This window comes from Microcoleus sp. Pol8_D6 (assembly GCF_036700965.1).
GTDB lineage: Bacteria > Cyanobacteriota > Cyanobacteriia > Cyanobacteriales > Microcoleaceae > Microcoleus.
This window is the reverse complement of sequence record NZ_JAUBPW010000012.1, coordinates 88891-112304: the sequence shown is the minus strand read 5'-3', so window position 1 is coordinate 112304 and position 23414 is coordinate 88891. Positions and strand designations below refer to the sequence as shown.

General features: G+C 42.3%; 19 protein-coding genes and 1 pseudogene. 11 read left to right on the top strand and 9 right to left on the bottom strand.

The genetic code is table 11. The annotated features are described in order from the left end of the window. Nucleotides 1-69 precede the first annotated feature (69 nt). Nucleotides 70-324 (top strand): DUF4277 domain-containing protein, encoded by a 255-nt coding sequence (locus tag QUA10_RS07800; protein WP_333082073.1) that lies wholly within the window; start codon nucleotides 70-72, stop codon nucleotides 322-324. A 1912-nt stretch (nucleotides 325-2236) separates the two neighbouring features. Here QUA10_RS07800 and QUA10_RS07795 read toward each other — a convergent pair. Together QUA10_RS07795 and QUA10_RS07790 are read right to left on the bottom strand one after the other, a co-directional pair. Continuing rightward, nucleotides 2237-3781 (bottom strand): response regulator, encoded by a 1545-nt coding sequence (locus QUA10_RS07795; protein ID WP_333082071.1) that lies wholly within the window; start codon nucleotides 3779-3781, stop codon nucleotides 2237-2239. Then, nucleotides 3774-9704, bottom strand: coding sequence for an AAA family ATPase (locus QUA10_RS07790; protein WP_333082070.1), 5931 nt, complete (start codon nucleotides 9702-9704; stop codon nucleotides 3774-3776). Before QUA10_RS07790 ends, QUA10_RS07795 begins: the two co-directional genes overlap by 8 nt. Before the next feature lie 486 nt (nucleotides 9705-10190). Here QUA10_RS07790 and QUA10_RS07785 point away from each other — a divergent pair, with 486 nt between their 5' ends. Further along, nucleotides 10191-10826, top strand: coding sequence for a DUF1802 family protein (locus QUA10_RS07785; protein WP_333082069.1), 636 nt, complete (start codon nucleotides 10191-10193; stop codon nucleotides 10824-10826). Here QUA10_RS07785 and QUA10_RS07780 read toward each other — a convergent pair. From QUA10_RS07780 to QUA10_RS07765, 4 genes are all read right to left on the bottom strand, one after another. After that, nucleotides 10813-11463 carry an ABC transporter permease gene (locus QUA10_RS07780; RefSeq protein WP_333082068.1) on the bottom strand — a complete coding sequence of 217 codons (651 nt, stop codon included), beginning with the start codon at nucleotides 11461-11463 and terminating at the stop codon, nucleotides 10813-10815. The genes QUA10_RS07785 and QUA10_RS07780 overlap by 14 nt on opposite strands. A 33-nt stretch (nucleotides 11464-11496) precedes the next feature. Beyond that, nucleotides 11497-11958 (bottom strand): DUF29 domain-containing protein, encoded by a 462-nt coding sequence (locus tag QUA10_RS07775; protein WP_333082067.1) that lies wholly within the window; start codon nucleotides 11956-11958, stop codon nucleotides 11497-11499. A gap of 52 nt (nucleotides 11959-12010) precedes the next feature. Beyond that, nucleotides 12011-12766: an ATP-binding cassette domain-containing protein gene (locus QUA10_RS07770; RefSeq protein ID WP_333082065.1), complete on the bottom strand. Its 756-nt coding sequence runs from the start codon at nucleotides 12764-12766 to the stop codon at nucleotides 12011-12013. Nucleotides 12767-12840: 74 nt separating this feature from the next. Continuing rightward, entirely contained in the window at nucleotides 12841-13398 is a 558-nt protein-coding gene (locus QUA10_RS07765; protein ID WP_333082064.1) for an NUDIX hydrolase, read from the bottom strand. Between the two features lie 252 nt (nucleotides 13399-13650). On the opposite strand from QUA10_RS07765, the gene QUA10_RS07760 reads away from it, so the two are divergent. Further along, nucleotides 13651-13923 (top strand): hypothetical protein, encoded by a 273-nt coding sequence (locus QUA10_RS07760; protein ID WP_333067442.1) that lies wholly within the window; start codon nucleotides 13651-13653, stop codon nucleotides 13921-13923. A gap of 441 nt (nucleotides 13924-14364) precedes the next feature. Here QUA10_RS07760 and QUA10_RS07755 read toward each other — a convergent pair whose 3' ends face one another. After that, the gene (locus tag QUA10_RS07755; protein WP_333082062.1) at nucleotides 14365-14796 is read right to left on the bottom strand and encodes a hypothetical protein; all 432 of its coding nucleotides are present in this window, start codon (nucleotides 14794-14796) and stop codon (nucleotides 14365-14367) included. A gap of 216 nt (nucleotides 14797-15012) precedes the next feature. On the opposite strand from QUA10_RS07755, the gene QUA10_RS07750 reads away from it, so the two are divergent. Then, the gene (locus QUA10_RS07750) at nucleotides 15013-15255 is read left to right on the top strand and encodes a hypothetical protein (RefSeq protein ID WP_333086215.1); all 243 of its coding nucleotides are present in this window, start codon (nucleotides 15013-15015) and stop codon (nucleotides 15253-15255) included. A 51-nt stretch (nucleotides 15256-15306) separates the two neighbouring features. Next, a complete protein-coding gene (era, locus tag QUA10_RS07745; protein ID WP_199292477.1) occupies nucleotides 15307-16218 on the top strand; it encodes a GTPase Era in 912 nt (303 codons plus the stop codon). Nucleotides 16219-16353: 135 nt separating this feature from the next. On the opposite strand, the gene QUA10_RS07740 is transcribed toward era, so the two are convergent. Further along, the gene (locus QUA10_RS07740; protein ID WP_333082060.1) at nucleotides 16354-16608 is read right to left on the bottom strand and encodes a hypothetical protein; all 255 of its coding nucleotides are present in this window, start codon (nucleotides 16606-16608) and stop codon (nucleotides 16354-16356) included. Nucleotides 16609-16757: 149 nt separating this feature from the next. Continuing rightward, complete coding sequence (locus tag QUA10_RS07735) at nucleotides 16758-17291, bottom strand: peptidoglycan-binding protein (RefSeq protein ID WP_333082059.1); 534 nt, start codon at nucleotides 17289-17291, stop codon at nucleotides 16758-16760. 147 nt (nucleotides 17292-17438) lie between these two features. On the opposite strand from QUA10_RS07735, the pseudogene QUA10_RS07730 reads away from it, so the two are divergent. The 6 genes and pseudogenes from QUA10_RS07730 to QUA10_RS07705 all read left to right on the top strand — a co-directional run. After that, a pseudogene (locus QUA10_RS07730) lies at nucleotides 17439-17585 on the top strand (GTPase Era); the annotation flags it as partial. Between the two features lie 182 nt (nucleotides 17586-17767). After that, nucleotides 17768-19318 (top strand): ATP-binding protein, encoded by a 1551-nt coding sequence (locus tag QUA10_RS07725; protein WP_333082058.1) that lies wholly within the window; start codon nucleotides 17768-17770, stop codon nucleotides 19316-19318. Nucleotides 19319-19554: 236 nt separating this feature from the next. Continuing rightward, entirely contained in the window at nucleotides 19555-19785 is a 231-nt protein-coding gene (locus tag QUA10_RS07720; RefSeq protein ID WP_006634608.1) for a DUF433 domain-containing protein, read from the top strand. Next, on the top strand, nucleotides 19782-20114 hold the full coding sequence (locus tag QUA10_RS07715; RefSeq protein WP_333082057.1) for a DUF5615 family PIN-like protein: 333 nt from the start codon (nucleotides 19782-19784) through the stop codon (nucleotides 20112-20114). The genes QUA10_RS07720 and QUA10_RS07715 overlap by 4 nt, the downstream gene beginning before the upstream one ends. 426 nt (nucleotides 20115-20540) lie before the next feature. Continuing rightward, nucleotides 20541-22163 (top strand): type I restriction-modification system subunit M, encoded by a 1623-nt coding sequence (locus QUA10_RS07710; RefSeq protein WP_333082056.1) that lies wholly within the window; start codon nucleotides 20541-20543, stop codon nucleotides 22161-22163. Further along, complete coding sequence (locus tag QUA10_RS07705; RefSeq protein ID WP_333082055.1) at nucleotides 22160-23395, top strand: restriction endonuclease subunit S; 1236 nt, start codon at nucleotides 22160-22162, stop codon at nucleotides 23393-23395. The genes QUA10_RS07710 and QUA10_RS07705 overlap by 4 nt, the downstream gene beginning before the upstream one ends. Nucleotides 23396-23414 lie beyond the last annotated feature (19 nt).

Genomic DNA, 23414 nt, shown 5'->3' with positions numbered 1-23414 from the left:
TCTATCCTTTCTCTGCGCTGTGCTTATCTCAATGGTCAACTTTCCACTTGATGTATTTGCAAAACTGAGATGCACCCCAATCTAGGCTTAGTAGCAGGTCTAATTAATGACCTAGGAATTGTCCAAAAAATCAATGAATTAGTAGGCGAACAACCGGGCGAGATAGTCAGTCCCGGCCTGGTAGTCAAAGCCATGATTATCAATGGATTAGGGTTGGTTTCCGCCCGACTATACTTATTATCTAAATTTTTTGAAGGGAAAGCAATAGAACATTTACTTGGGTCAGGAATTCAAGCATCACATCTGAATGATGACCGTTTATGAAGAGTATTAGATAAATTATAAAGCACCGAACTTACCGAAATATTCACAGCCATTGCCCTGTCAGCGGCTCAAAAATTCCCGATAAATATCGACACATCTCACTTAGACTCAAGCTCATTTGATCTACATGGAAAATATGAACAAGAGTTGCCATCAGTATCTTTTTATCACACAGAAATCGAGGGCAATCGCTCAGATAATTCATCAATCAACCATCAAACATCCCCAATACCAATTAAGATCACCTACGGCTACTCAATGGCCAAATTCCGACTTAAAACAATTCATTTTAGACCTAATTTGTAGTCGAGACAAAGATGTACCAGTATTTTTGCGAGTAGCTTCAGGGAACGAATCAGATAATGCCATATTTGCCTCAATTTGTCAAGACTTTAAACAACCATTAAATGTCGACAGTTTAATGGTAGCTTAAAGTGCATTATATACCGCTCCAAATTTAGAAATGTTAACCAATTTAAGATGGTTAACTCGTGTACTACTAAGCCTGAAACAAGGGCAGCCAATGGTATCTCAATTAAATGAATCAGAATTGCAGGATATTTCTCGGACGGGGTATAGTTGGTCAAAACACAAAAGTAATTATAGTGAACTTACACAAAAATAGTTAATAATAGAGAGTAGTTTGCGCCGTGATGCTGACCGACTTAAGGAATTAAAAAAAATCAAAAAACCTGAAGTTGAGGGTCAAAAAACGAGGCAAGATTTATCAATTATTGAATTTGCTTGTAGGGTCGATGCTGGACTCAGCAGCAAGTCGTTTATCCCAACAACTAAAATGTCATAATTTAACTCAAAGCAGCACTCTAGAAGCGACAGGAAGACCAATTACTGATTTGACTATTTTTCATTAAAATTCTAGCTCTAGCTTGATATTTAAAGTTTAAGCCAAACTGGAATTAGATGCTAGTGCTATCGCCCGCATAACCAAAGCTAGTGGCCGATTTATCTTAGCTACTAATGTGCTGGATGTATCAAAATTAAATCCTGATGAAATGATGGTGAAATATAAGGAACAGCAGGCAGCAGAGAGAGGGCTTGGATTTTTGAAAGACCCCCTATTTTTTACGGATAGCGTGTTCCTCAAGTCGCCGGAAAGAATAGAGACATTAACTGTGATAATGGGTTTGTGTTTGTTGGTTTATACTTGAGATCAAAGGTTACTACGTCAAAACTTGCAACTCACAAATTCTTAAGTCAAAAATTAGTTAGCTAAAGAAAAAAACGACTTGCTCTACGCTGGACATTCCCAACTTTTCAATTTATTCATACCGTTTGTATTCAAGGAATTCAATAAGTTTTTAATTTGATATCTGAACGGTTGGCGATAGAAATTTTATTGACATTCACCTATAAGCTTGATTATTTCTTGTTGTGAATCAAGTCTAATATTGATTGGGAAAACTGATTTACATTTAAGTAATTGTAGATGCAGAAGTGATGCCTCATGCTCATAATGCTAGCGATATATGCTGGGAAGTAATAGTTAGTAATGGTCAGATTTTTGACTTTTTATGCTTGAAGAAATTTAATTCATGCGCTCATGGCAATTGTTAGAAATTCCTAACTGGGTGATGCAAGCGTTGCACAGATTTTCGGGTGTTTTTACTCACTATTATCTCGGATGATTCACTTTTACCCCCTCAATCCGCGTATGTGCCAGTTGGGGGTGCCGAATGTGGGTTATAAAAACACTTCTTCTCGTTCCTTCCTTGTGCCTCATGCCTCAAAACTCCAATTTCTAGCTTCGCTGCTTTCCTTGAGATGCTCCCGAAGGCTTCTATCCGTCTCTTACTTCATTACCTAAAGTAGGGGAATATCCCCCTGCCTGATCGATTTTGATATAGTCGTGCAACCCTTAAAATTTATTGAACTCGCCTTCAGTTAAAATTAACTAAGAAATACCCAAAGCTGTTTTAGACATCGTAATTAAATTAGTAGCCAATATTTTCTGGTGAACGGGAATATCAATAATAAAGATTGCCCCCTGATTAGGAGCTGAAATACAATTGAGCTTGCCCCCGTGTTTATCCACTACAATCTGATGGGAAATCGACAGCCCAATACCAGTACCCTTCCCGATAGGCTTAGTAGTAAAAAATGGCTCAAATAGGTGTTGGCTAATTTCTTCTGTCATCCCCGGCCCGTTATCCATAAAATGAATTAATACTCGATTAGATTCCGTGACCTCAGTGCGAATGAAAATCTGAGAAGGATTAGCTTTCATTTCACTTAAGGATCGCGTCGTATTATAATCATCTATGGCATCAATAGCATTAGCAACAAGATTCATAAACACCTGGTTAAGCTGACCCGCATAACACTCTACCAGAGGCAGATTGCCGAATTCTTTGACCACCTCAATTGCAGGTCGATCGCCCCTTCCTTTAACACGGTTATGCAAAATTAACAGAGTGCTATCAATACCCTGGTGAATATCCACCGGTTTCATTTCAGATTCATCCAATCGCGAGAAGATTCGCAGCGACTGAACAATTTCGCGAATCCGGTCAACACCTACCTTCATTGAACTCAGCAATTTAGGTAAGTCTTCAACCAAGAAACCTAGTTCTATTTCCTCTATTTTCTGTTCAACTTTTGGCCCTGCATCCGGAAATTCTTGGTGATAAAGATTGACGAGATCAATCAAATTTTGGGTATAATCATCGGCATAAGAAAGATTCCCAAAAATAAAATTAACCGGATTATTAATTTCATGGGCTACACCTGCAACAAGCTGACCTAGACAAGACATTTTTTCGCTCTGCACAAGTTTAGTCTGCGTGATTTGCAATTCTCGAAAAGCCTTTTCTAAACATTGAGTTTGGGTTCGCAATAAAGCTTCCGATTGTTGCAATCCTGCCTCTGCTTGCAGACGCTCTTGAATCTCCTGTTTGAGCAATTGATTGGATTGAAAAAGTTCAGCCGTCCTTTCCTCAACTCGCCTTTCCAACTCCGATGCCAGCTTCAACAGCGAGGATTCCGCTTCGACACGCTGTTCGATTTCTGATTGCAAGCACACATTTTTCTCTAGGAGTTTTTTCGACAGGTTGCGGAGCTTCATGTGGACATTAACACGAGCTAAAACTTCTTCATGCTGAAGAGGCTTAGTGATATAATCGACCGCACCCAAACTCAAACCTTTAACCTTATCCACCGTATCAGCAAGAGCCGTCATAAAAATCACGGGAATGTCTCTCGTTAAGTCATTAGCTTTCAAACGGCGACAAGTTTCAAACCCATCTATTCCTGGCATAAGCACATCCAACAGGATCAGATCGGGCGCAGCATATGCGACCTTCTGGAGAGCACTTTGACCATCCCTAGCTACCAATACTTTAAAGCCAAAATCAGCCAAAAAATCGAACAGGACACCTAAATTTGTCGGGGTGTCATCTACGATCAAAATGGTGCTTTGTTCGGCAAGTTCACTACTCATTTGTTGTCGTCCTATATTGTTTAATAAACTCTAGGATTTGTTGTTCTTCAAATCCTTTCGCTAACTGGCGCAGATGGCTGGCAAAGGGAACCCATTGCTCATTGAGTTGTTCTAGTTTTGCAGCTCGCTCCGCAATCCCTCGGAGATCGCCCATCATCGCTAGATCGAATAGAACGGCGATTTCCTCATCGGGGGGAGCTACAATTTCAGAACTTAGAGATTTTTTTTCTCCTTCTGCTTTCCTAATCTCTTCCAGATTTTCTTCATAAATCCATTCTAACCCTAAATGAGTACGTAATTTTTCTAAAAGCTCCTCGATTCGTATGGGTTTCGGAATAAAATCATTGCAACCTACCTCGGCACTTTGTTGTCGATCGAAATCAAAAACGCTGGCAGAAGTAGCAATCACCACTAAATTAGTCTGATCTGATGATTTGCGAATCCGGCGCGTTGCTTCTAAGCCGCTCATTACTGGCATCATCAAGTCCATTAAAATACAGTCGGGCTTATACTCCACCGCCTTGTTTAAACAGTCCTGACCCTCCGTTGCTTCCAGAATTTTAAATCCTAACGGCTGAAGCATTCCCGCCAGGATCGAACGATTCTGCCACTTGTCGTCAGCTATGAGAATTTTTAGCTTTCGGCCTTTGAAACCAACGATTGTGTGGGCATTGGCTTTGGCTGCATTAGTCGCCCATTCCGATACCTCTGGCAAATCTAAATCGAACCAAAAAATGCTCCCTTCTCCTAATGTACTCTTCACCTTTATTTCACCGCCCATCATCTGGACTAATTGGCGACTAATTGCGAGTCCCAACCCGGTTCCTTCAACCTTCAGGTTGGCTTCTCCTACTTGGTGAAAAGGCAAAAATATGTCTTGCAATTGCTCTGATGCCATACCCACTCCGGTATCTTCCACTTGAAACCGAATATTGCCATCTTGATATCCTACTTTGAATGCGACTCCGCCTTTTTCGGTAAACTTAATCGCATTGCCAAGTAAGTTGATTAAAACTTGACGCAACCGTTTTTCATCACCCTGGACGGCAATAGGTAGTTGGGTAATGGGCTCGTAAATAAGGGAGATTCCCTTTTGTTCTGCCCGAATATTGCAAATTTCAGTCAGACCTTCCAAAAATTGTGAGAAATGGAAATTACTCAAGTGGATTTCCATTTTTCGGGATTCGATTTTGGAGAGATCTAAAATATCGTTAATTAGGGTTAAGAGGTGTTCGCCACACTGACTAATCACGTTCAGACTATCTTTTTGCTGGTCAGCCAAGTTTTTTTGTCGTTTGAGGATTTGGGTGTAACCCAAAATGCCATTAAGTGGCGTTCGGAGCTCGTGGCTCATATTAGCAAGAAACTCACTCTTGGCAGAGTTGGCTGCTTTCGCTAATTCTTCTGCTTTTTGTAAATCGATATTTTTTTCTTGTAACTGTTGCGTTCTTTCTGCCACCTTCGCTTCTAAAGTAGCATTGGCTGCTTCTAAATCGTTATAAAGACGGGCATTTTCAATTGAAATAGCTGCTTGAGAAGATAAAAGTTGTAAAACTTCTAAACGCTCGGGAGTAAAAGCACCAGTTGTGAGATTATTTTCTAAGTAAAGAATCCCAGTCAGTTTTCCTTGATGGACTATGGGAGTACATAATACTGACTTGGGTTTTTGGTTGACGATATAAGTATCCGCCGTGAAGGTTCCTTCACAACTCGCATCGTTTAATACCACATTTTCCTGAGTTCTGGCAACATAGTTAATCAAAGATATGGGTAGTTGCTTAGTGTTTTCCACTGGTATTCTTTGCAGCACTTCTACATCGCCATCTACAGTGCCATAAGCTTCAATGAGTAGATTTCCAGCTTTGTCTAAAATGAAAATGCCACTTTGAGCACCCGCATTCTCGATCGCTATTTTCATCAATTTCGCTAACAAATTAGTCAACACAATTTCGCCAGAGAGAGCTTGAGAGGCTTTGATGACAGTCGCTAAATCTAGTGCGCCACTCGCTGCACTTGTCGAGCTAGTGCTCATAGTGATCTGGCTACGTTGAGTTTCTGGCTTGGGTATCCGGGAAAATATTTGAGGATATTTGGCTTCTAAATCTTTGACTATAGCTTTAGCTCCCCAGCGAATATATCCGTAGCGAGCATCGGTTAAATAAAGCCGAGCAATTTTATCTTTAGAACGGGAAAAATAAAAGTCTCCTGCTAATTCGTTGGCTAATGCTTCTTCTTGGATATATCCCTGTTCTTTGGCTCCTGCTATGGCGCGATCATAATAATCGCTCGCTTCTAAAGGTTGTCCTAAAATCCGCGCTTTTTCTGCTTCTACTAACTCATACTTGTGCTGAAAATTGCACGGCGCATGGAACGCCCAAGTCTTCATTCTTTCTTGGTTAGCTGCTACTACACTTAGATATTTTTCTTTATCTTTTGGCGATGCTTTTGGATAAAGTGCTAGGAGGGAAAGAGAATGGTAAAAGTTGTCGATACTCATGTGGATTAATCCGGCACCCATGGTGGCATATTTTAATGCTAAATGAGCAATTATCACTGTTTGATTAAACTCTTTAAATAAATAAGATAGCATCATTTTACCGGCATAATAGGCATAGAGCAAAGTCCCATTATTAGAAGCTATAATTCCTGGTAGTAGTTCTTCTTCATTAAAGCTTGCACCTAGTAAATGGTATTTGTCTGAGTTTTTGTCCAGTAAATTGTCAACTATTTGTTGGTGAACTTTCACAAATAAAGTATCATATTCTTGTTTGAGCTGAATGGTCATACAAACATACTTTGCCTGTTCTAGCTCAAGTTTTTGTAGCTCTCCCCCGCTAAAAAGTAAGTGATTGCAATAATTTGCTATACTGTGACAAGCATATTCTATATCTCCAGTTTCTATACCACTTTGAATGGCCTCCACCAAAGATTCTAGGGTTGCCTTAAGCGGATCTTTCCAAAACCTTGCCAGACAATTAAATATACAAATTATTTTGGATTTAAGGGTAAGTGCGTTAAATTGCTCTAGTAAAAAAATAGCTAATTTGCCAAATCGATATCCAGAATCTATGTCTCCTAATCCTCCACAGAGTAACACTCCATACCAAAGATAAGCAAAAGCAGACTCAGGCGAATTTCCATACTTAATAGACAAGGCTATTTTTGTATAAAGAATTTGCGGAAACATCGCAGGATTTACAATAAAAGCTGGTGTTATAATAAGATTTAATATTCGCATAGCCGCGAGTTTATCGGGAGCTGTCATTGTCGGCAAGTTTACTAAATCATCAACTATCAGTTCTTGAGGTGGTTCTTGCTCTAAGCTAATTCCGAACATTTCCAGAACGACGAGTCCATTATCTATAGCTGATATTCTCCGATTTTGAGACATCTCTAATTGAATTATAAGTTCATAGACCTTGCCTTTTTCTAGAAGGGTTTTCGATTGTTTCAGGGTCGTCTCAGATAAGTGTTGCGCTCGCTCATAATTAGTGTTTATATATTCAGTTTCTGCTGCTTCAAGATGGAGGTTAAACGTCAGATTATATTGACTCTCCCAGCTATTCTCCGGGAGTAGTCCTAAACCCACATTTAGATATTTGACAGCCGACTCATAAGCTGTGGCAGCTTTGGCTTTCTGTCCCGCGATCAGATTAAGTTCTGCCAGCTCATATCTTTCCACATCTAAAGTGATTAAATCCGTTCCATAATTTAGTTGGTTAACCAGTGCAAAGATATTTTCTTTTCGTTCTTCAGGGGTTGTGGAATTCAGTAGTAATTGACCAATCTTTCGGTGAGTTTCTTTTTTCTGATCCTCTGGTATCAGAGAATAAGACGCCTGTTGCACTCGGTCATGCAAAAACTTGTAGGTGACATTAAACTGCTCGGTTGACGTTTCTGTAGATATGGCCGAGTCAAATAGCAGGGGGATTTTGTAGGAATTATTTAGTGGTATAACGAAACCAGCTTGTAGCGCTTCCCATAAATCCCTTGCGGTATCTGACTGAGATTTTTTATTAGCAATTGCCAAAACCTCTAAACTAAATTTATCTCCTATACAGGCAGCTAATTTTAAGACATTTTGCGTCGGGGACGATAGCTTTTGAATTTGGCTGACCATCAATTCGACAACATTATCGCTGATATCAATGCCTTGAAGCAGTTGGATATCCCACTGCCAACAAACTTGAATGAAATCAAAGGAGAGGAGTTGGTCTTGATAAAGGGATTTGAGCAGTTGAGTCAAGAAGAAGGGATTTCCCTGGGTTTTCTTAAAAACCAACTCAGCCAGGGGCAAAACTTCGGAAATGTGAGTGCGAAGGGTTTCGCTTACTAATTGGTTGACATGAGATATATCCAAAGGTTGGAGGATAATATTATTTACTATCGCCCTGGTATTTTGAATTTGCTCTAAAGTATAAATTAAGGGATGAGTGGCACTGACTTCATTATCCCGATAAGCCCCAATTAATAGCAGATATTTACTATCTGGATGGGTCATAATGAGCTGGATAAGCTTAAGGGAAGCCGAATCTGCCCACTGCAAGTCATCCAAAAATATCACTAGGGGGTGTTCGGGTTTACTAAACACCTGTATAAATTTTTGAAACACTCGATTAAATCGGTTTTGAGATTCAGTGGGTCCCAAAGTCGGAACCGCAGGCTGTGGATCAATAATCTTTTCTACTTCGGGAATAACCTCAATAATAATTGACCCATTGGCACCAAGTGCTTCGATAATTTTAGCTTTCCAAATAGCTATTTGAGCAGAATTTTCAGTGAGCAGTTGCCGCATCAATCCTTGAAATGCTTGAATTAAAGAAGCATAAGGAATATTCCGCTTAAATTGATCAAATTTACCCGAAATAAAATACCCTCTTGCTCCCACTATAGGTTTATCAACTTCGTTAACTAAGGAAGATTTCCCGATACCTGAATAACCGGAAACTAGCATCATTTCCGTTGTCCCACCACTGACGCGAGCGAAAGCTTCTAGCAAACTAGCAACTTCTTTTTCCCGTCCATAGAGTTTTTGCGGAATCAGAAATTGGCTGTAGGAATCTAGTTGACCTATAATAAATTGGCAAATCTCTCCTGAAGCAAGCCTCTGCTGGCAGGTTTCTAAGTCAACTTTTATTCCTAAAGCACTTTGATATCTATCTTCAGCGGTTTTAGATAATAATTTCATTACAATTTCAGAAACTGCATCCGGGATTTCGGGACTCAGCTTTTGAGGTGGTATTGGTGCTTTAGCTATATGGCAATGAACGAATTCTAGGGGGTCTTTTGCGGAAAAAGGTAGCTTACCCGTCAGCATTTCATAAAAGGTAATGCCGAGGGAGTAAAAGTCCGTGCGGTAGTCCACTGAGCGGTTCATTCTGCCGGTTTGTTCCGGCGACATATAAGCGAGAGTTCCTTCTAATAAGTTGGGATTGGTGACGGTTTGATTTTCTCGCTCTAAGAGAGAAGCAATGCTAAAATCAATGATTTTTACTTCGTTTGTATCTGGGTTAATTAGGATATTTTGGGGCTTAATGTCTTTATGGATTACATTACTATGATGGATCTCTCCCAGAGTGTTTGCTAACTGAATGCCGATTTTGAGAAAGGCATCTATCGCCAAGGATTGATTGTTAAGATAATCTTTCAAGGATTGACCGCTAAAATTTTCTACTATCAGCGCTAAGCCGTTATGAGAGTTTTCTAAAGCTATGGGTTTAACTATTCCTTGACTGTCTAAATGTCGAAGTATTTTATGTTCGTGTCTTAAGCGGGAAATTTCTTCGATTGTTGGATGCTCAGCTTTGAAGGTTTTGATAATTGCTGAGGTTCTATCAATATCTTTGGTGCCGCGATAAATAATAGTATTGACACTTTCGTAAATAGCTGCGCTTATGTTGTAACCGAAAATAGTAATGCTCATGTACGTAATTTCCCTAGTGATCAATTAAAGAGCAGGTGGTATTTCAGTAGCTATACTGATATTTATGACAGAACCGAATTAAAAAACTATTTTCTATGCACTCTAAAAAAGTATAATCTAAGCTTTTTGAATAATATTTAGATTTTAACAAATCTCAATGTGCTTGTTTGGTACTTAATCTGCAAGAATCTTTAAACTTTATTAAGTATTTAAGTAAACTCCTGAAAAAATTAACGACAAAACTGCTGAATCTACGCGGTGTGATAGTAGAGGATAGCTTGGACAGAGAACAGACGATTATTTTTTCGGTTAGAGTAATAAAGAAAACAGCACTTGCCCCACGATGTAGCTCAAGCAATTATTATCTTTATGACAATAAGATAGTGCTGCATACTCAGGACTACGCCAATTTTACAGGACAAAATGGCTGTACTTGCTTGAAAGTACCGATTTTTGTTAATATTGTTAAAACTTAACTAAATTCCTATGAAATCAACTACTAGGGCGCTGAAAGAATGGAATGTAGCAGTTAATGCTTTGGAACAAGGTCAAACGATTGTGCTGTTGCGGAAGGGGGGAATTCGCGAGCAAGCAGGACAGTTCAATGTCACTGACAAACAGGTTTTGCTGTATCCAACTTTTGAACACCAACAGCCGGGTTTATTAAAGCCGGAGTTTGCACATCAAGTCAAGACTGTAGAATCTGGTTGGCATCCTGAAGTGATTAGAATTGGCAGTTGGGCGGAGATTACTGATGTTTTTTTGGTAGCTTGGGAACCGGCAATTACTGCGCTATTTCCGTACCATATTTGGAATGAAAATTTTGTCAGCGATCGTCTGAAATGGAAACAAGCTCAGCCAATTTATATTTTATTGCTGCGGGCTTATCGCCTTGCACAAAGCCGCGAAATTCCCTACATTCCTGAATACGGCGGTTGCCGTTCTTGGATCGATTTGGCCGATGCTATTTCGCTGGAGGGAAGCCAAGCTGTTTTGAGCGATCGCGAGTACATTGAACGCTCAAATGAAATCCGCAATCTGATAGCGAATCCTGCGAATGCTTCTGGTTCGCAGAGAGTGACAACGCTGACGGAAGGTAGCCAGGATTCTAGTCCTCATTAATAGTTTTTAAGGTACTTTTCGAGAGGTGCGCTTCTACCAAACCCAGCCCAAAATCCGCAGCTAAGGCCATTAAAGCCGCCGGAATTGCCCCAGCCAAAAGTAACTGATTGTTGACGGTAGCAACGCCACGAAAAATAAACACCCCCAAGCCACCCGCGCCAATTGCAGCGGCGATTGTAGCAAGTCCGATCGCAATTACTGCGGCAACTCGCACCCCCGCCAGAATCACGCCCAGTGCCAGGGGAATTTCCACTTGCCATAACAGTTGCATATCAGTCATCCCCATGCCTCTTCCGGCTTCCGTAATCGCTGGATCGACGCCGACAATACCAGTATAAGTATTGCGGATAATGGGCAGTAAAGAATACAAAGTGAGGGCGATAATTGCCGTGCGATCGCCTATTCCACCCAATACCGGCACCGGGATTAGCAAGCCAAACAAAGCTAAACTGGGAATTGTTTGCATAATATTAGCAAAACCCAAAATTGGCTTTTTCAATTTGGGTTTTCTTGTGACTAAAATTCCTAGGGGCATCCCCACAATAATAGCGATAAAAATTGCAACAGTTACTAAATATAAGTGTTCAGTGGCGCGCTGAATTATCTCAGCGCCATAGCGGTTGATAAAAATTATCATTGGGTACTTGGTTATTACTGATTGCTGTCAATCTTATAAATCATTTTCTATTTCAGGACTTGGTTCACCAGGATAGAAGCGAGAATCCAGAATTTCCTCTAAGCTGTAAAGGCAATTTTGAGGAAATGTTTTGAGAGGTAAATCGGTTTCTCCTACTGCCAAATCTCTACCGTTTTGATAAGCTTCTTGGAAAGCTTCTTGCAAGTAAGGTTTCAGACTTGGGTTCTCCTGTATCAGTCTATGAGTGTCCCGCCGCTGCACTCGAATTGTAGACAGCCAGCTACGACTCCGCTGCTGGGGCTGATATTGCCACTTCAGCAAATGTCCCAGCAAAATGCTCAAACGATTTCTAAGTTCTTGACGTTCCTGTTTTCCCAAAGATTCAATCTCCTCAATTAAATTTGGCAAGTCAAGTTGACTCCACTGACACTTGCGAAGTAACTTGGCTTGTTCTTGCGTCCAAGCATAGAAGTCTGTCTCGTAAAGACTGTGCATCGTTTGATTATCAGCTTAGTTACTAAAACTATATTATCAAATTTTTGCTAAATCATTCCAATTTAGCTACTTGCAAACATTCAAGAAATGCGCGAGCTTCTGGATGGTGAGATTTGAGAAAATTATCAGGTGTTGCCAATTCAATCAACCGTCCATCTTGCATCAAACCAATTCTCGAAGCTAACAAAAAAGCTTCTTGAATGCCGTGAGTCACAAAAATCACAGTTTTACCCAGTTGCTGCTGTAATTGACCGAATTCTCGCTGCAATTCCAGACGAGTAATGGGGTCTAAAGCACCAAACGGTTCGTCCATTAACAATATCGGAGGGTCAGCCGCCAGTGCTCTAGCGACGCCTACCCGCTGCCGCTGTCCGCCGGATAACTGATGGGGATAGCGTTTGGCGAAGTGCTGGGGGTCGAGGTTGACTAATTCTAACAGTTGCCGGACGCGAGATTGAATACGATCGCCCTCCCAACCTTCTAATTTTGGCACTAAACCGACGTTTTGCTCGACGGTAAAATGCGGAAACAAACCGATTTCTTGAATCACATAACCAATTTTTCGGCGCAGTTGAATTGGGTTCCACTGAGTTGTCGGTTTTCCCATGACCAGAACTTCGCCGCTGCTTGGCGTTAGTAAATTGTTAATCAATTTCATGGTAGTAGTTTTGCCACTCCCGCTGCGTCCCAGCAATACTAAAACTTCTCCTTGCAGCACTTTGAAATTGAGTTTGTCTACTAAATGCCTGCGGTTGAGGCGATATGTCACGTCGAGGCATTCGACAGCAACTTCATTATTGAGAGGCATGATTAGTTTGGGTGATTTGGGTTTTCAGCAATTTAAAATGGGCGATCCTCAGAAAACAATTCCTAATCTAAAATCTAAAATCTAAAATCGACTTGATTTTGCCATTCTAGCAGTAAGGCTCGACATTGGAGGCAAGTTAATTTTTTAAGCAAGTCGCGAATTCCGTCTGGGGTGATAGGATATTCAGCACCGATAAGTTCAGGGCTTACTGTTGCTGTAGGGTGCAATTCTGCAACAAAACCGTAGAGTTTTTGATTGGAGAAGGAACTGTTTATTGCCCAGCCGACGGTGTTAATCGGTTCGATGCGGGCGATCGCGCTTTCTGTCACGCCTAATTCTTTCTTGATTATAGCTGGAACGGCTGCTGCTGGCGTGGCTTCGGCTTCTACGCGACCGCCGGGAAAATCTAGGGTTGCTTCTGCCACGCCGGGGCGATACATCGGTGGGGGAAACAGCAATTTGTCAGCTTGAATGGTCAAGATTACAACTGAATCAGCTCTTTCTACTCGCCAATATTCTACTGTTTTTCCTTCAGTTGTTTCGAGATGTTCCGCGATTAGTTTTACCCAACGAGAGTTGATTTCTACAAAGCGGTCTAGAGTTTTCCACTGGGATTTTGGAGTTGGGTTCATGTTGGAATTTTTTAAATAAATCAGATGTTGCTTGCTATGGTAGGCGATTTTTGCCGAGCTGAACAATAGCCGATCGAGCTTTTCAGCTTTGAGCCAGTTTTTTCCTCTCGATTGTAAATTTTTGCTACAACCTTACACATTCGCATAGATAATTCCGTAACATAGACTACATAATCAAAGTTTATCTGCGCCTTCGCTCTGCGTTGTTTCAACCGCGCTCTGGTGCAGACTCTTAGCTAGACAGGAGTAATTATGCAACTGCAAACAGATATTCGTACTTGGCAATCCCAATCAACGCCCGGAAGCTTCGCCAGTGTCCGCGACTGGGAAAAATTTGGCTGCGCCGTACCTGCACCAAAATTGGCTCCTTCTATGTGGGTTAAATTGTTCAATCCGCCAACCGCATTCAGCTTTGACGAAGCGTGGCTGTTGTGTGAATGTTCGGAAGAACAGTGGCTAGCTTGGATTCCTGATTATGGCGAAATTTTACTGAGTACACATGAATTTTGCGCTACTAAATCGTGAATTACGGAGACAAACTTTGATAAACCAGGTGTTAAAATCCATATCCATCGGGTTGCACGGGATTTTTTGGAAAAAATCTGGTTTCTGCGTAATTATGTCGTTTGCAGTGAGGAATGCAAGTCCTTAAACTTTGATAAGGACTTGCATTCCTCACTACAAACCTCTTATATGATGTCGTTTCAGCCGATATCATATAAGTCCTAATAGATATTAATTGAAATTTCGCCAACAAAAAAAGCAATAGAAAACCTATTGCTCTTTTTGTTCAAAAACACTCTCTAGTTTTTATCTTTAAGATAGCGGAAGTTATATCAACTGGCTTCGATTGACCCCAGTATCGCTGCGGTGACGGGTTTACTGTATCGATGCTTGCATGGGAGATATTGGTGAACCCGCCGTTACAGCAATTACGGTCAATTTAGCCCCTGTGATATTGCTGGCTTATTTGCAAACTGCACGGTTATTTGCGTTTCTGACAATCGTGCCTACTTTACCATTAATCTGAATCGGGTTCTTAGTGCTGGCTCGAATCAAGAGTGGTTGTTTGGCGAGACATTCTCTGATTGATGCTGCCCATGCGGTGAGAGCTCCGGTGTATTCTGTACGACCCGCTGGGGCGCGAAACTGATCGGTAATTAGAAAATCCGAGGTGATGCTAGTGTCAGTACCAACATTGGTAATAATTGGAAAGTCAAATGCTCTGGGCAACGTTCTGTCCTGGATTCGGCCCGGTACTAACTGGTAATTCTTCGAGCCACCCTTGTAGTCAATACCTGCTTGAGGGCTGGTGGGAGGGCTTGTTTGAGCCAATGCGGGAACAGGCAAGCTTGCTACCAAAACGGTGCAGCAACTCCAAAATAATTTCGATTTCATCTGATTCATCTCCTCAACTTTATGACGATTAGCAGTAATTTAGGTATGCTCAAAAGACACTAGCTTTTATTGAGAAAGCGCCTCATGATATTGAGCTTTTTAGTTTTAGTTCAACTTACCTAATTTATTACCAAACATCTTCAAAAATGTTAAAACTGGTTTGCCTGACAAACTGTAGAAAAGTTTCAGTTGAGTTAGATATTTACACATCTGAAGTTGTTACAGCATTGGGGAGTCGGTTTTACCAGAATGATTCATTTTCGATCGATGTCACTGGAACTTTATCAAATTTTGTCTCAGATATCAAGTTTTGCCGATCGCGTATCACGTTTTAACACTGGGAAAGCGGCTCGATCGAGGTTTGAGTGTGGCGCGCTATACCAGGGCGAGAAAGATGCTAGAGTGCATCGATGGGCGTTTGAGTATTTTCAGGCGACAATAGACAGAGAAGGGGCTTGAAAATAGGTGATTTTAGTGGAAGATAGTAAATTTATCGACGTATCGGACATTATGGGTGTTCCCGCGGCTCCGGCGGGTTACAAATCGGGCTTTGTGGGTATAGTCGGACGCCCGAATGTCGGCAAATCAACGCTGATGAATCAGTTGGTGGGACAGAAAATTGCGATTACTTCGCCGGTGTCTCAAACGACGCGTAACAGGCTGCGGGGCATCCTCACGACACCGGAAGCACAAATTATTTTTGTAGATACTCCTGGAATTCACAAGCCGCACCACCAATTGGGCAAGGTTTTGGTGCAGAATGCCCGCACAGCGATTCAGTCGGTGGATGTGGTGCTGTTTGTGGTGGATGGTTCGGTGGAATCGGGAGGAGGCGATCGATATATTGTCGAAATTCTCAGCAATTGCAAAGTTCCGGTGATTTTGGGGATGAATAAGTTGGACGAACAACCGGAGGATTCCGTGTTGATCGATCGAACTTACGAGCAAATTGTCAATCCTGAGTGGCCTGTAGTGAAATTTTCCGCTCTCACGGGCGAGGGTGTCGAGCCGCTGCAACAATTGTTAATCGAACATTTGGAGGTTGGGCCTTACTATTATCCGCCAGATTTGGTGACTGACCAGCCGGAACGCTTTATTATGGGCGAATTGATTCGGGAACAGATTTTGCTGCTGACGCGGGAAGAAGTGCCGCATTCGGTAGCAATTGCGATCGACATAGTTCAAGAAGAAGCAAAAATTACTCGCATTCTGGCGACAATTCACGTCGAACGGGATTCCCAAAAAGGTATTTTAATCGGTAAAAGCGGCAGTATGCTCAAGTCGATCGGCAGTGCGGCCCGCGAACAGATTCAAAAGTTAATTGAAGGTAAAGTATATTTGGAGCTATTTGTCAAGGTGCAGCCGAAGTGGCGGCAGTCGCGTACTCGTTTGGCAGAATTGGGCTATCGGGTGGAAGAGTAAAGCAAACTGATGGAGCAAATAAGGGCGATCGTTGAGAGATTTTACAACTGAACTTCCCCTCGCAGGCAGAAGTTCAGTTTAAATAATTGTCCTAAAAACTCCGCCCGCAACTGTCAACTGTCAATTGTCAACTGTTTAAGGACGTTCTGCAAACTTTTGAACAGCTTTTGGGGCAAAAGCAGCAACTAAAAAAGAAGTTGTAATGTATTTGCCATCAGCATTCTTGCTAGTTATTGTGATTGTGCCAAACACAATTGCTGCAATTAGTGCAATAAAACTCATCGCTCGCATTGCCGAGTAGTGTCCATTATCTTCCTGCAAAAATTCAGCCAGCTCTTGTCCGGGTTCAGAAGAATTTGCTGGAGCTTCAAGGATAGCAGAATGTGTCATTTGATTAACCTCATACATGATTAAAGCTTAACTAACAGGACTTACGCAATAACTGATAAACTACACTACCTGTAGTTGTAAGGTGCGCGTTTCACACCCTACAATTAGAGTCGGCACGTAAGTCCTATACCAGTGAGATATACCGTTGTTTAGTGCGGTAACTTGCTCAAAGCGTGCCAAGTTCTCGGCCCGACAATTCCATCGGCTGGTAAACCCTTAATCGTTTGGAACTGGATCGCCGCTACTTTGGTCATAACCCCGAAGTATCCGTCAACAAAACCGAAATAGTATCCATTCAATTTCAAGACATTCTGAACAATTTTGACAGCATTACCTGAACTACCAGTCATGAGAGTCGGCATATTCACAGGTGCACCAGAGTATAGTGCTTGCCAGGTTAGAGGACTGACAATCCCATCTTCAGCTAAGAAGACGCGGTGTTGATAGTCTTTGACGGCATCTTCAACATAGGTGTCGAAAATACCATCGATCGCAAAACCGTAATAATATCCCCAATGATATAAAAGCTGTTGCAGTTCTTTGACGGCTGGACCAGTAGAACCCCGTTTTAAAGTAGGTTTCATCAGTCCAGACGCTTCAGCAACTGCAAGAGTTGATGGAGAAGTAGTATCGGCGACGACAGCGATAGCTTGATTATTGAGAGTTTTTTCTTCTGTAAACATGATGGGAATCCTCTGTGCATTCGAGTGTTTTCATTTGATATTTCAGGTATAACTGCTGTCTTCGATGGCTTCACAGTCGCTTTTTATAGTGAAACTTGTGTGAGTTCACACATTGGAGTGTCACTCATTTGAGTTATATGTTTCCGCTTACAGTCGATCGGCAGTGCGGCGCGAGAACAGATTCAAAAGTTAATTGAGGGCAAAGTATATTTGGAGTTATTTGTCAAAGTGCAGCCGAAATGGTGGCAGTCTCGCACTCGTTTAGCGGAATTGGGCGATCGGGTAGAAGAGTGAAACTTTGGCAGTTGGCCGTTGGGGTTCTTCCGTTCTATGAATCAAGAATCGAGCAGGACTTTCGCTCTGAGAGAGTTTCATCGGGGTCGGAGAGTCGATACAAACCCCCGCTTAACAACTAGAACGCCATTCCAACAACAGTACACTAAACTGAGAGCAGCCCCATTCGCCCCAGTTGACCTATGCCGCGTTGGTTCAATACTGCTGGCCCCTGCCAAGAAGACATTCATTACGCACTGTCGCCCACGGTACGCTTACCAAGGTTAGAAAGGTTAATCGCTCAACGCAACTATTTCGTCATCCATGCACCCCGGCAAGTGGGGAAAACCACCGCTATGCTGGCGTTAGCCAAACAACTCACCGAAAGCGGACAATACACCGCCGTGATGCTGTCAGTTGAAGTGGGCGCACCCTTCAGTCAAGACATCGCGGGTGCAGAGGATGCCATTCTCGGTGCTTGGCGACGGGCGATTTCGATTCGACTTCCCCCAGAATTGCAGCCGCCTGCTTGGCCCTCATCGGAACCGGGACAGCAAATCGGCGAGGTACTCAGCCTGTGGACACAATCTTCTCCTCGTCCTTTGGTGGTTTTCATCGATGAAATTGACGCACTGCAAGACCAAGCTTTGATTTCTATTCTGCGCCAATTACGCGATGGTTATCCCAATCGCCCGAAAGCGTTTCCGCAATCGGTGGGTTTAATTGGTTTGCGGGATGTTCGCGATTACAAAGTGGCTGCGGGGGGAAGCGATCGACTCAATACATCCAGTCCGTTTAATATTAAAGTGCGATCGATTACTCTGAGAGATTTTAATGCAGAAGAAGTCGCCGAACTCTACGCACAACATACCGAAGATACCGGACAAGTTTTTACACCTGAAGCCGTAGCCTTAGCTTTTGAACTGACTCAGGGACAACCTTGGTTAGTGAATGCTTTAGCTAAGGAAATCGTAGAAGAATTAGTAACAGATGAATCTATAGAAATTACACCAGACCATATTTTAGAAGCCAAAGAAATTCTCATAAAACGACAAGATACGCATTTAGATAGTTTGGCAGAACGACTGCGAGAAAACCGAGTCAAAGCCATTATCGAGCCGATGCTAGCCGGACGAGAATTGCCAGAATCTTCTAATGACGATCGCCAATACCTCGTAGATTTGGGCTTGCTCAAACGAGATCCAGCCGGGGGTTTAGTCATCGCCAATCCGATTTATCGAGAAGTGTTGCCGCGAGTTTTGGCGCAAGGGCCGCAAGATAGTTTACCGATTATCCGTCCGAGTTGGTTGAACGATCGCGGCGAACTACTACCAGATGCACTCCTGCAAGCGTTTCTCGCGTTTTGGCTACAGCATGGCGAACCGTTACTCAAAAGTGCGTCTTACCCCGAAATTGCCCCTCATTTAGTGTTGATGGCGTTTCTGCATCGGGTGATTAATGGTGGGGGAACGTTGGAGCGAGAATATGCGATCGGGCGCGACAGAATGGATTTATGTTTGCGTTATGGTGAGGTTACATTGGGAATTGAACTGAAGGTTTGGCGAACTCGGAAAGTCGATCCGTTGAGTAAAGGGTTGGAACAGTTAGATGGATATTTGGCTCGATTGGGACAAGATGAAGGGTGGTTGGTGATATTCGATCGACGCGAGAATGCGATCGAATTAGAAGAACGACTGAATACTGAAATTCATCTGACACCAATGGGGCGAACCGTTACAGTTATTCGTGCGTGAAGAAGTTCTGATGAATGTTTTGGTTCTGGCGATCGCCCTAGTGTGCGATCGACTCTAATCTCAAATATAATTAAGAAGCGGTTGACACACACGATCGAGCTGCGGTATTACTCGATTATATCCAGTATTGTACCCTAACTGCAATACAATTATTCGATCGCGCACCCATGCAACAAGCTAGTATATCCAATCTTTTCGCCAAACATCAAACGAGGAGATTCTCAAAAATTCCAACTATGAACTACCGAAACCACATCACGATCGAAGCAAATAAACGCGGTGGTAAGCCTTGTGTACGCGGCTTGCGAATTACGGTTTATGAAGTGCTTGAGTACCTGGCTTCCGAGATGACCGAAGCAGAAATTCTCGACGATTTTCCCGATTTGACGCGAGAAGATTTAAAAGCCTGCATTGCTTATGCTGCTGACCGCGAGCGTCGGTTTATGACCGCCACCTTATCGGCATGAAATTACTTTTTGATGAAAACTTGTCGCCCAAGTTGCCGAATCGTTTGAGCGATATTTTTCCAAATTCGCTTCACGTTCGAGATGTGGGCATGAAAGCAACGATCGACCCAATAGTTTGGGATTATGCAAAAGACAATAATTTGATGATTGTCTCGAAAGACGCGGATATGCACGACCTGAGCTTAGTATTTGGGAATCCACCGAAAGTTATTTGGCTTCGCCTTGGAAACTGTTCGACATTGCAAATTGAAAATTTGCTGCGTCGGGAGTTCAAGGCGATCGAATTATTTTATGAAGATGAGACTTTATCGCTGCTTGCTTTATCATAATGCACCGATCGCCGAGAGTGTTCGATCGACTCTCATCTAAAATCTAATATAGATAACTTTTTTCAGTGCGACGGCTTAAGTGATTGAGTCGAATCGTGCGGCGAACTCGATCGAGGAAAGGAGATTCCGATGGGGAGTAATAACGGGTTGACATACATCATCAAGCTGCGGTAGTATTCGATTTTATCCAGTATTGTACCGCAACTGCGATACAATTATAAGTTAGACCACTTTATCCCCTTAAACCCATCGAAGTCAAAAGCTTCAGGTTTTCTTGCCGCAGAATTACGGGTTTGGAGATGAGGGTGAGTGGATTCCTGTAAAGCCTCTTTACCTGATTTCAATGTTTAGACACTGGTTAGGGTCTATACTCCGATCGGACAATACTTTTTGGCGATGCTAGCGACCGCCAAGTACGAGAAATAAATGACAAACGGACAAAACGGGCAAAACGGACAAAAGAAAAAATTAGAAACTCAACTCTGGAATATTGCCGACTCGCTACGGGGCAAGATGAATGCTGATGAGTTTCGGGATTACTGCTTAGGGTTTATTTTTTATAAATATCTGTCGGAGCGGCAGTATCTTTTTGCTAATGACATATTGGCGGAGGATAAGATTGATTTTCTGGGGATTGATGAATCGTCAGCAGAAGGGCAGGAATATTTAGAGGCGATCAAGGAAGAGTCGATCGCACAGTTGGGGTATTTTCTGAAGCCGTCGGAGTTGTTTGGTGCTTTGGCAAAGCGGGCTTTGGGGAATAAGGCGGAGGAGGAAGAGATTAGTGATGAGGAGTTGGAAGCGAGTTCCATTTTTATTTTGGACGATCTGACTCAGGTGCTCAATAGCATTGAGCGATCGACAATGGGGAAGGAGAGTGAGGAGGATTTCGACCATTTGTTTGAGGATTTGGATCTAACTTCGACGAAGTTGGGGCGAACTCCGAAGGCGAAGAATGCGCTGATTGCGAAGATTTTGGTGCATTTGAATAAGATTGATTTTCGGTTGGAGGATAGCGAGAGTGATGTGCTGGGGGATGCCTACGAGTATTTGATTGGGCAGTTTGCCAGTGGGGCGGGAAAGAAGGCGGGGGAGTTTTATACGCCGCAACAGGTTTCTAAGGTGTTGGCGAAGATTGTGACGACGGGGAAGGAACGGCTGAAGTCTGTTTACGATCCGACTTGTGGATCGGGTTCGTTGTTGTTGCGGGTGGCGCGAGAGGTGGAGTCTGTCGGGGATTTTTACGGGCAGGAGATGAACCGAACAACCTATAACTTGGCGCGGATGAATATGATTTTGCACGGCGTGCATTATCGGAATTTTGATTTGCGGCAAGAGGATACGCTGGAACATCCGCAGCATGAGGGTATGCGGTTTGAGGCGGTAGTGGCAAATCCGCCATTTTCGGCACATTGGAGTGCGAATAAGCTGTTTGAGTCGGACGATCGCTTTAGTCAGTATGGGCGGTTAGCACCGAGTTCCAAGGCTGATTTTGCGTTTGTGCAGCATATGCTACATCATTTGGATGAGAATGGAACAATGGCGGTGGTGTTGCCCCACGGGGTTTTGTTTCGAGGGGCGGCGGAGGGGGAAATCCGCAAGTATTTGATCAATGAGCGCAATTGGTTGGATGCGGTGATTGGATTGCCTGCAAATATTTTCTATGGCACGAGTATTCCCACTTGCGTGTTGGTGTTTAAGAAGTGTCGCGAGCATCCCAACGATATTTTATTTATTGATGCGAGTGCGAATTTTGAGAAAGCAAAGAATCAGAATTTTTTGCAGGATGAGGATGTGGATAAGATTGTGGCGACTTATCGCGATCGCCTACAAGAAGAAAAATATAGTTATTGTGCGCCGTTGTCGGAAATTGCAGAGAATGACTTTAATTTGAATATTCCGCGTTATGTGGATACGTTTGAGGAGGAGGAGGAGATTGATTTGGGGGCGATCGCCTTGGAGTTGCGATCGATGGATCGGGCGATGGAGGAGAACGATCGCCTGATTCGGGGGTTTTGTGAGGAGTTGGGGATTGAGGTACCGTTATGAGTAAGAAGGCAAATAAAACAGTCCCTAAGTTGAGATTTCCTGAGTTTGAGGGAGATTGGAAGATTTCGACAATTGAAGAAATTGCTTCAGTATCATCAGGTGGAACACCTAGTAGAACCGAATCTACTTACTGGAATGGAGATATTCCTTGGGTTACTACCAGTGAAATTAGTCAAGCTGAAATATTTGATAGTGTCGAAAAAATTACACGAAAAGGTTTAGAAAATTCCTCGGCAAAACTATTCAAAAAAAATACAATCCTTATAGCCATGTATGGTCAGGGAAAAACTCGCGGTCAGGTTTCAATTTTACGCATTGAAGCGACAACGAATCAAGCCTGTGCAGCTATAACTCTATTCGATGCTTATAGCCCAGAATTTATTTATTACTTCCTTTCAAAAGAATATGAGAAATTGAGATTACTGTCTAATGATGGATCACAAAAGAATCTATCAGCGGGATTAATAAAACAGTATAAAGTTTCTCTCACCTCGATCGCTGAACAGAAAAAGATTGCGAGTTTTTTGGAGGCAGTAGACACCCGCCTCACCCAACTGCGCTGCAAGCACAAACTCCTGCAAACCTATAAACAGGGCGTAATGCAGAAAATCTTTTCTCAACAAATTCGGTTGAAGAGCGATGACGGGAAGCCGTTCCCTGATTGGGAGAAGAAAAAGTTTAGTCAAGTATTTGAAAGAATCACAAGAAAAAACAAAGAGAATAATTTAAATACTCTTACCATCTCTGCACAGCATGGATTAATTAATCAGAGAGATTTCTTTAATAAATCTGTTTCGGCTGACGACTTGACTGGATACTATCTTTTGAAACGTGGTGATTTTGCATATAACAAAAGCTATTCTAATGGCTACCCTATGGGAGCAATTAAACGACTCAAATTTTACGAAAAAGGAGTAGTGTCTACTCTTTACATTTGTTTTTCAACTAAAAATGAGGTTGAAGCTCAATTCTACGAGAAATACTTTGAGGGGGGCTTTCTAAATCATGAACTTAGTAAAATTGCTCAAGAAGGCGCACGTAATCATGGCTTACTAAATATGAGTGTTGTTGAATTCTTTCAAGATATTACTCTTGATTATCCAACTATTGAAGAACAAGCAAAAATAACTGATTTTTTGACAGCGATCGATAAAAAGATAGAAGCCGTTGCCAAACAAATTGATTTAACCGAACAATTCAAAAAAGGCTTACTACAAAAAATGTTTGTGTAAATCGTTAAAATCTTACCAA

Coding starts and splice junctions, on each gene's coding strand:
- era (WP_199292477.1), top strand. CDS start 15,307: ATGGGTGTTCCCGCGGCTCCGGCGGGTTACAAATCGGGCTTTGTGGGT.
- QUA10_RS07735 (WP_333082059.1), bottom strand. CDS start 17,291: ATGTTTACAGAAGAAAAAACTCTCAATAATCAAGCTATCGCTGTCGTC.
- QUA10_RS07725 (WP_333082058.1), top strand. CDS start 17,768: ATGCCGCGTTGGTTCAATACTGCTGGCCCCTGCCAAGAAGACATTCAT.
- QUA10_RS07770 (WP_333082065.1), bottom strand. CDS start 12,766: ATGCCTCTCAATAATGAAGTTGCTGTCGAATGCCTCGACGTGACATAT.
- QUA10_RS07755 (WP_333082062.1), bottom strand. CDS start 14,796: ATGAAATCGAAATTATTTTGGAGTTGCTGCACCGTTTTGGTAGCAAGC.
- QUA10_RS07780 (WP_333082068.1), bottom strand. CDS start 11,463: ATGATAATTTTTATCAACCGCTATGGCGCTGAGATAATTCAGCGCGCC.
- QUA10_RS07760 (WP_333067442.1), top strand. CDS start 13,651: ATGCAACTGCAAACAGATATTCGTACTTGGCAATCCCAATCAACGCCC.
- QUA10_RS07710 (WP_333082056.1), top strand. CDS start 20,541: ATGACAAACGGACAAAACGGGCAAAACGGACAAAAGAAAAAATTAGAA.
- QUA10_RS07785 (WP_333082069.1), top strand. CDS start 10,191: ATGAAATCAACTACTAGGGCGCTGAAAGAATGGAATGTAGCAGTTAAT.
- QUA10_RS07765 (WP_333082064.1), bottom strand. CDS start 13,398: ATGAACCCAACTCCAAAATCCCAGTGGAAAACTCTAGACCGCTTTGTA.
- QUA10_RS07775 (WP_333082067.1), bottom strand. CDS start 11,958: ATGCACAGTCTTTACGAGACAGACTTCTATGCTTGGACGCAAGAACAA.
- QUA10_RS07715 (WP_333082057.1), top strand. CDS start 19,782: ATGAAATTACTTTTTGATGAAAACTTGTCGCCCAAGTTGCCGAATCGT.
- QUA10_RS07740 (WP_333082060.1), bottom strand. CDS start 16,608: ATGACACATTCTGCTATCCTTGAAGCTCCAGCAAATTCTTCTGAACCC.
- QUA10_RS07705 (WP_333082055.1), top strand. CDS start 22,160: ATGAGTAAGAAGGCAAATAAAACAGTCCCTAAGTTGAGATTTCCTGAG.
- QUA10_RS07795 (WP_333082071.1), bottom strand. CDS start 3,781: ATGAGTAGTGAACTTGCCGAACAAAGCACCATTTTGATCGTAGATGAC.
- QUA10_RS07790 (WP_333082070.1), bottom strand. CDS start 9,704: ATGAGCATTACTATTTTCGGTTACAACATAAGCGCAGCTATTTACGAA.
- QUA10_RS07720 (WP_006634608.1), top strand. CDS start 19,555: ATGAACTACCGAAACCACATCACGATCGAAGCAAATAAACGCGGTGGT.
- QUA10_RS07800 (WP_333082073.1), top strand. CDS start 70: ATGCACCCCAATCTAGGCTTAGTAGCAGGTCTAATTAATGACCTAGGA.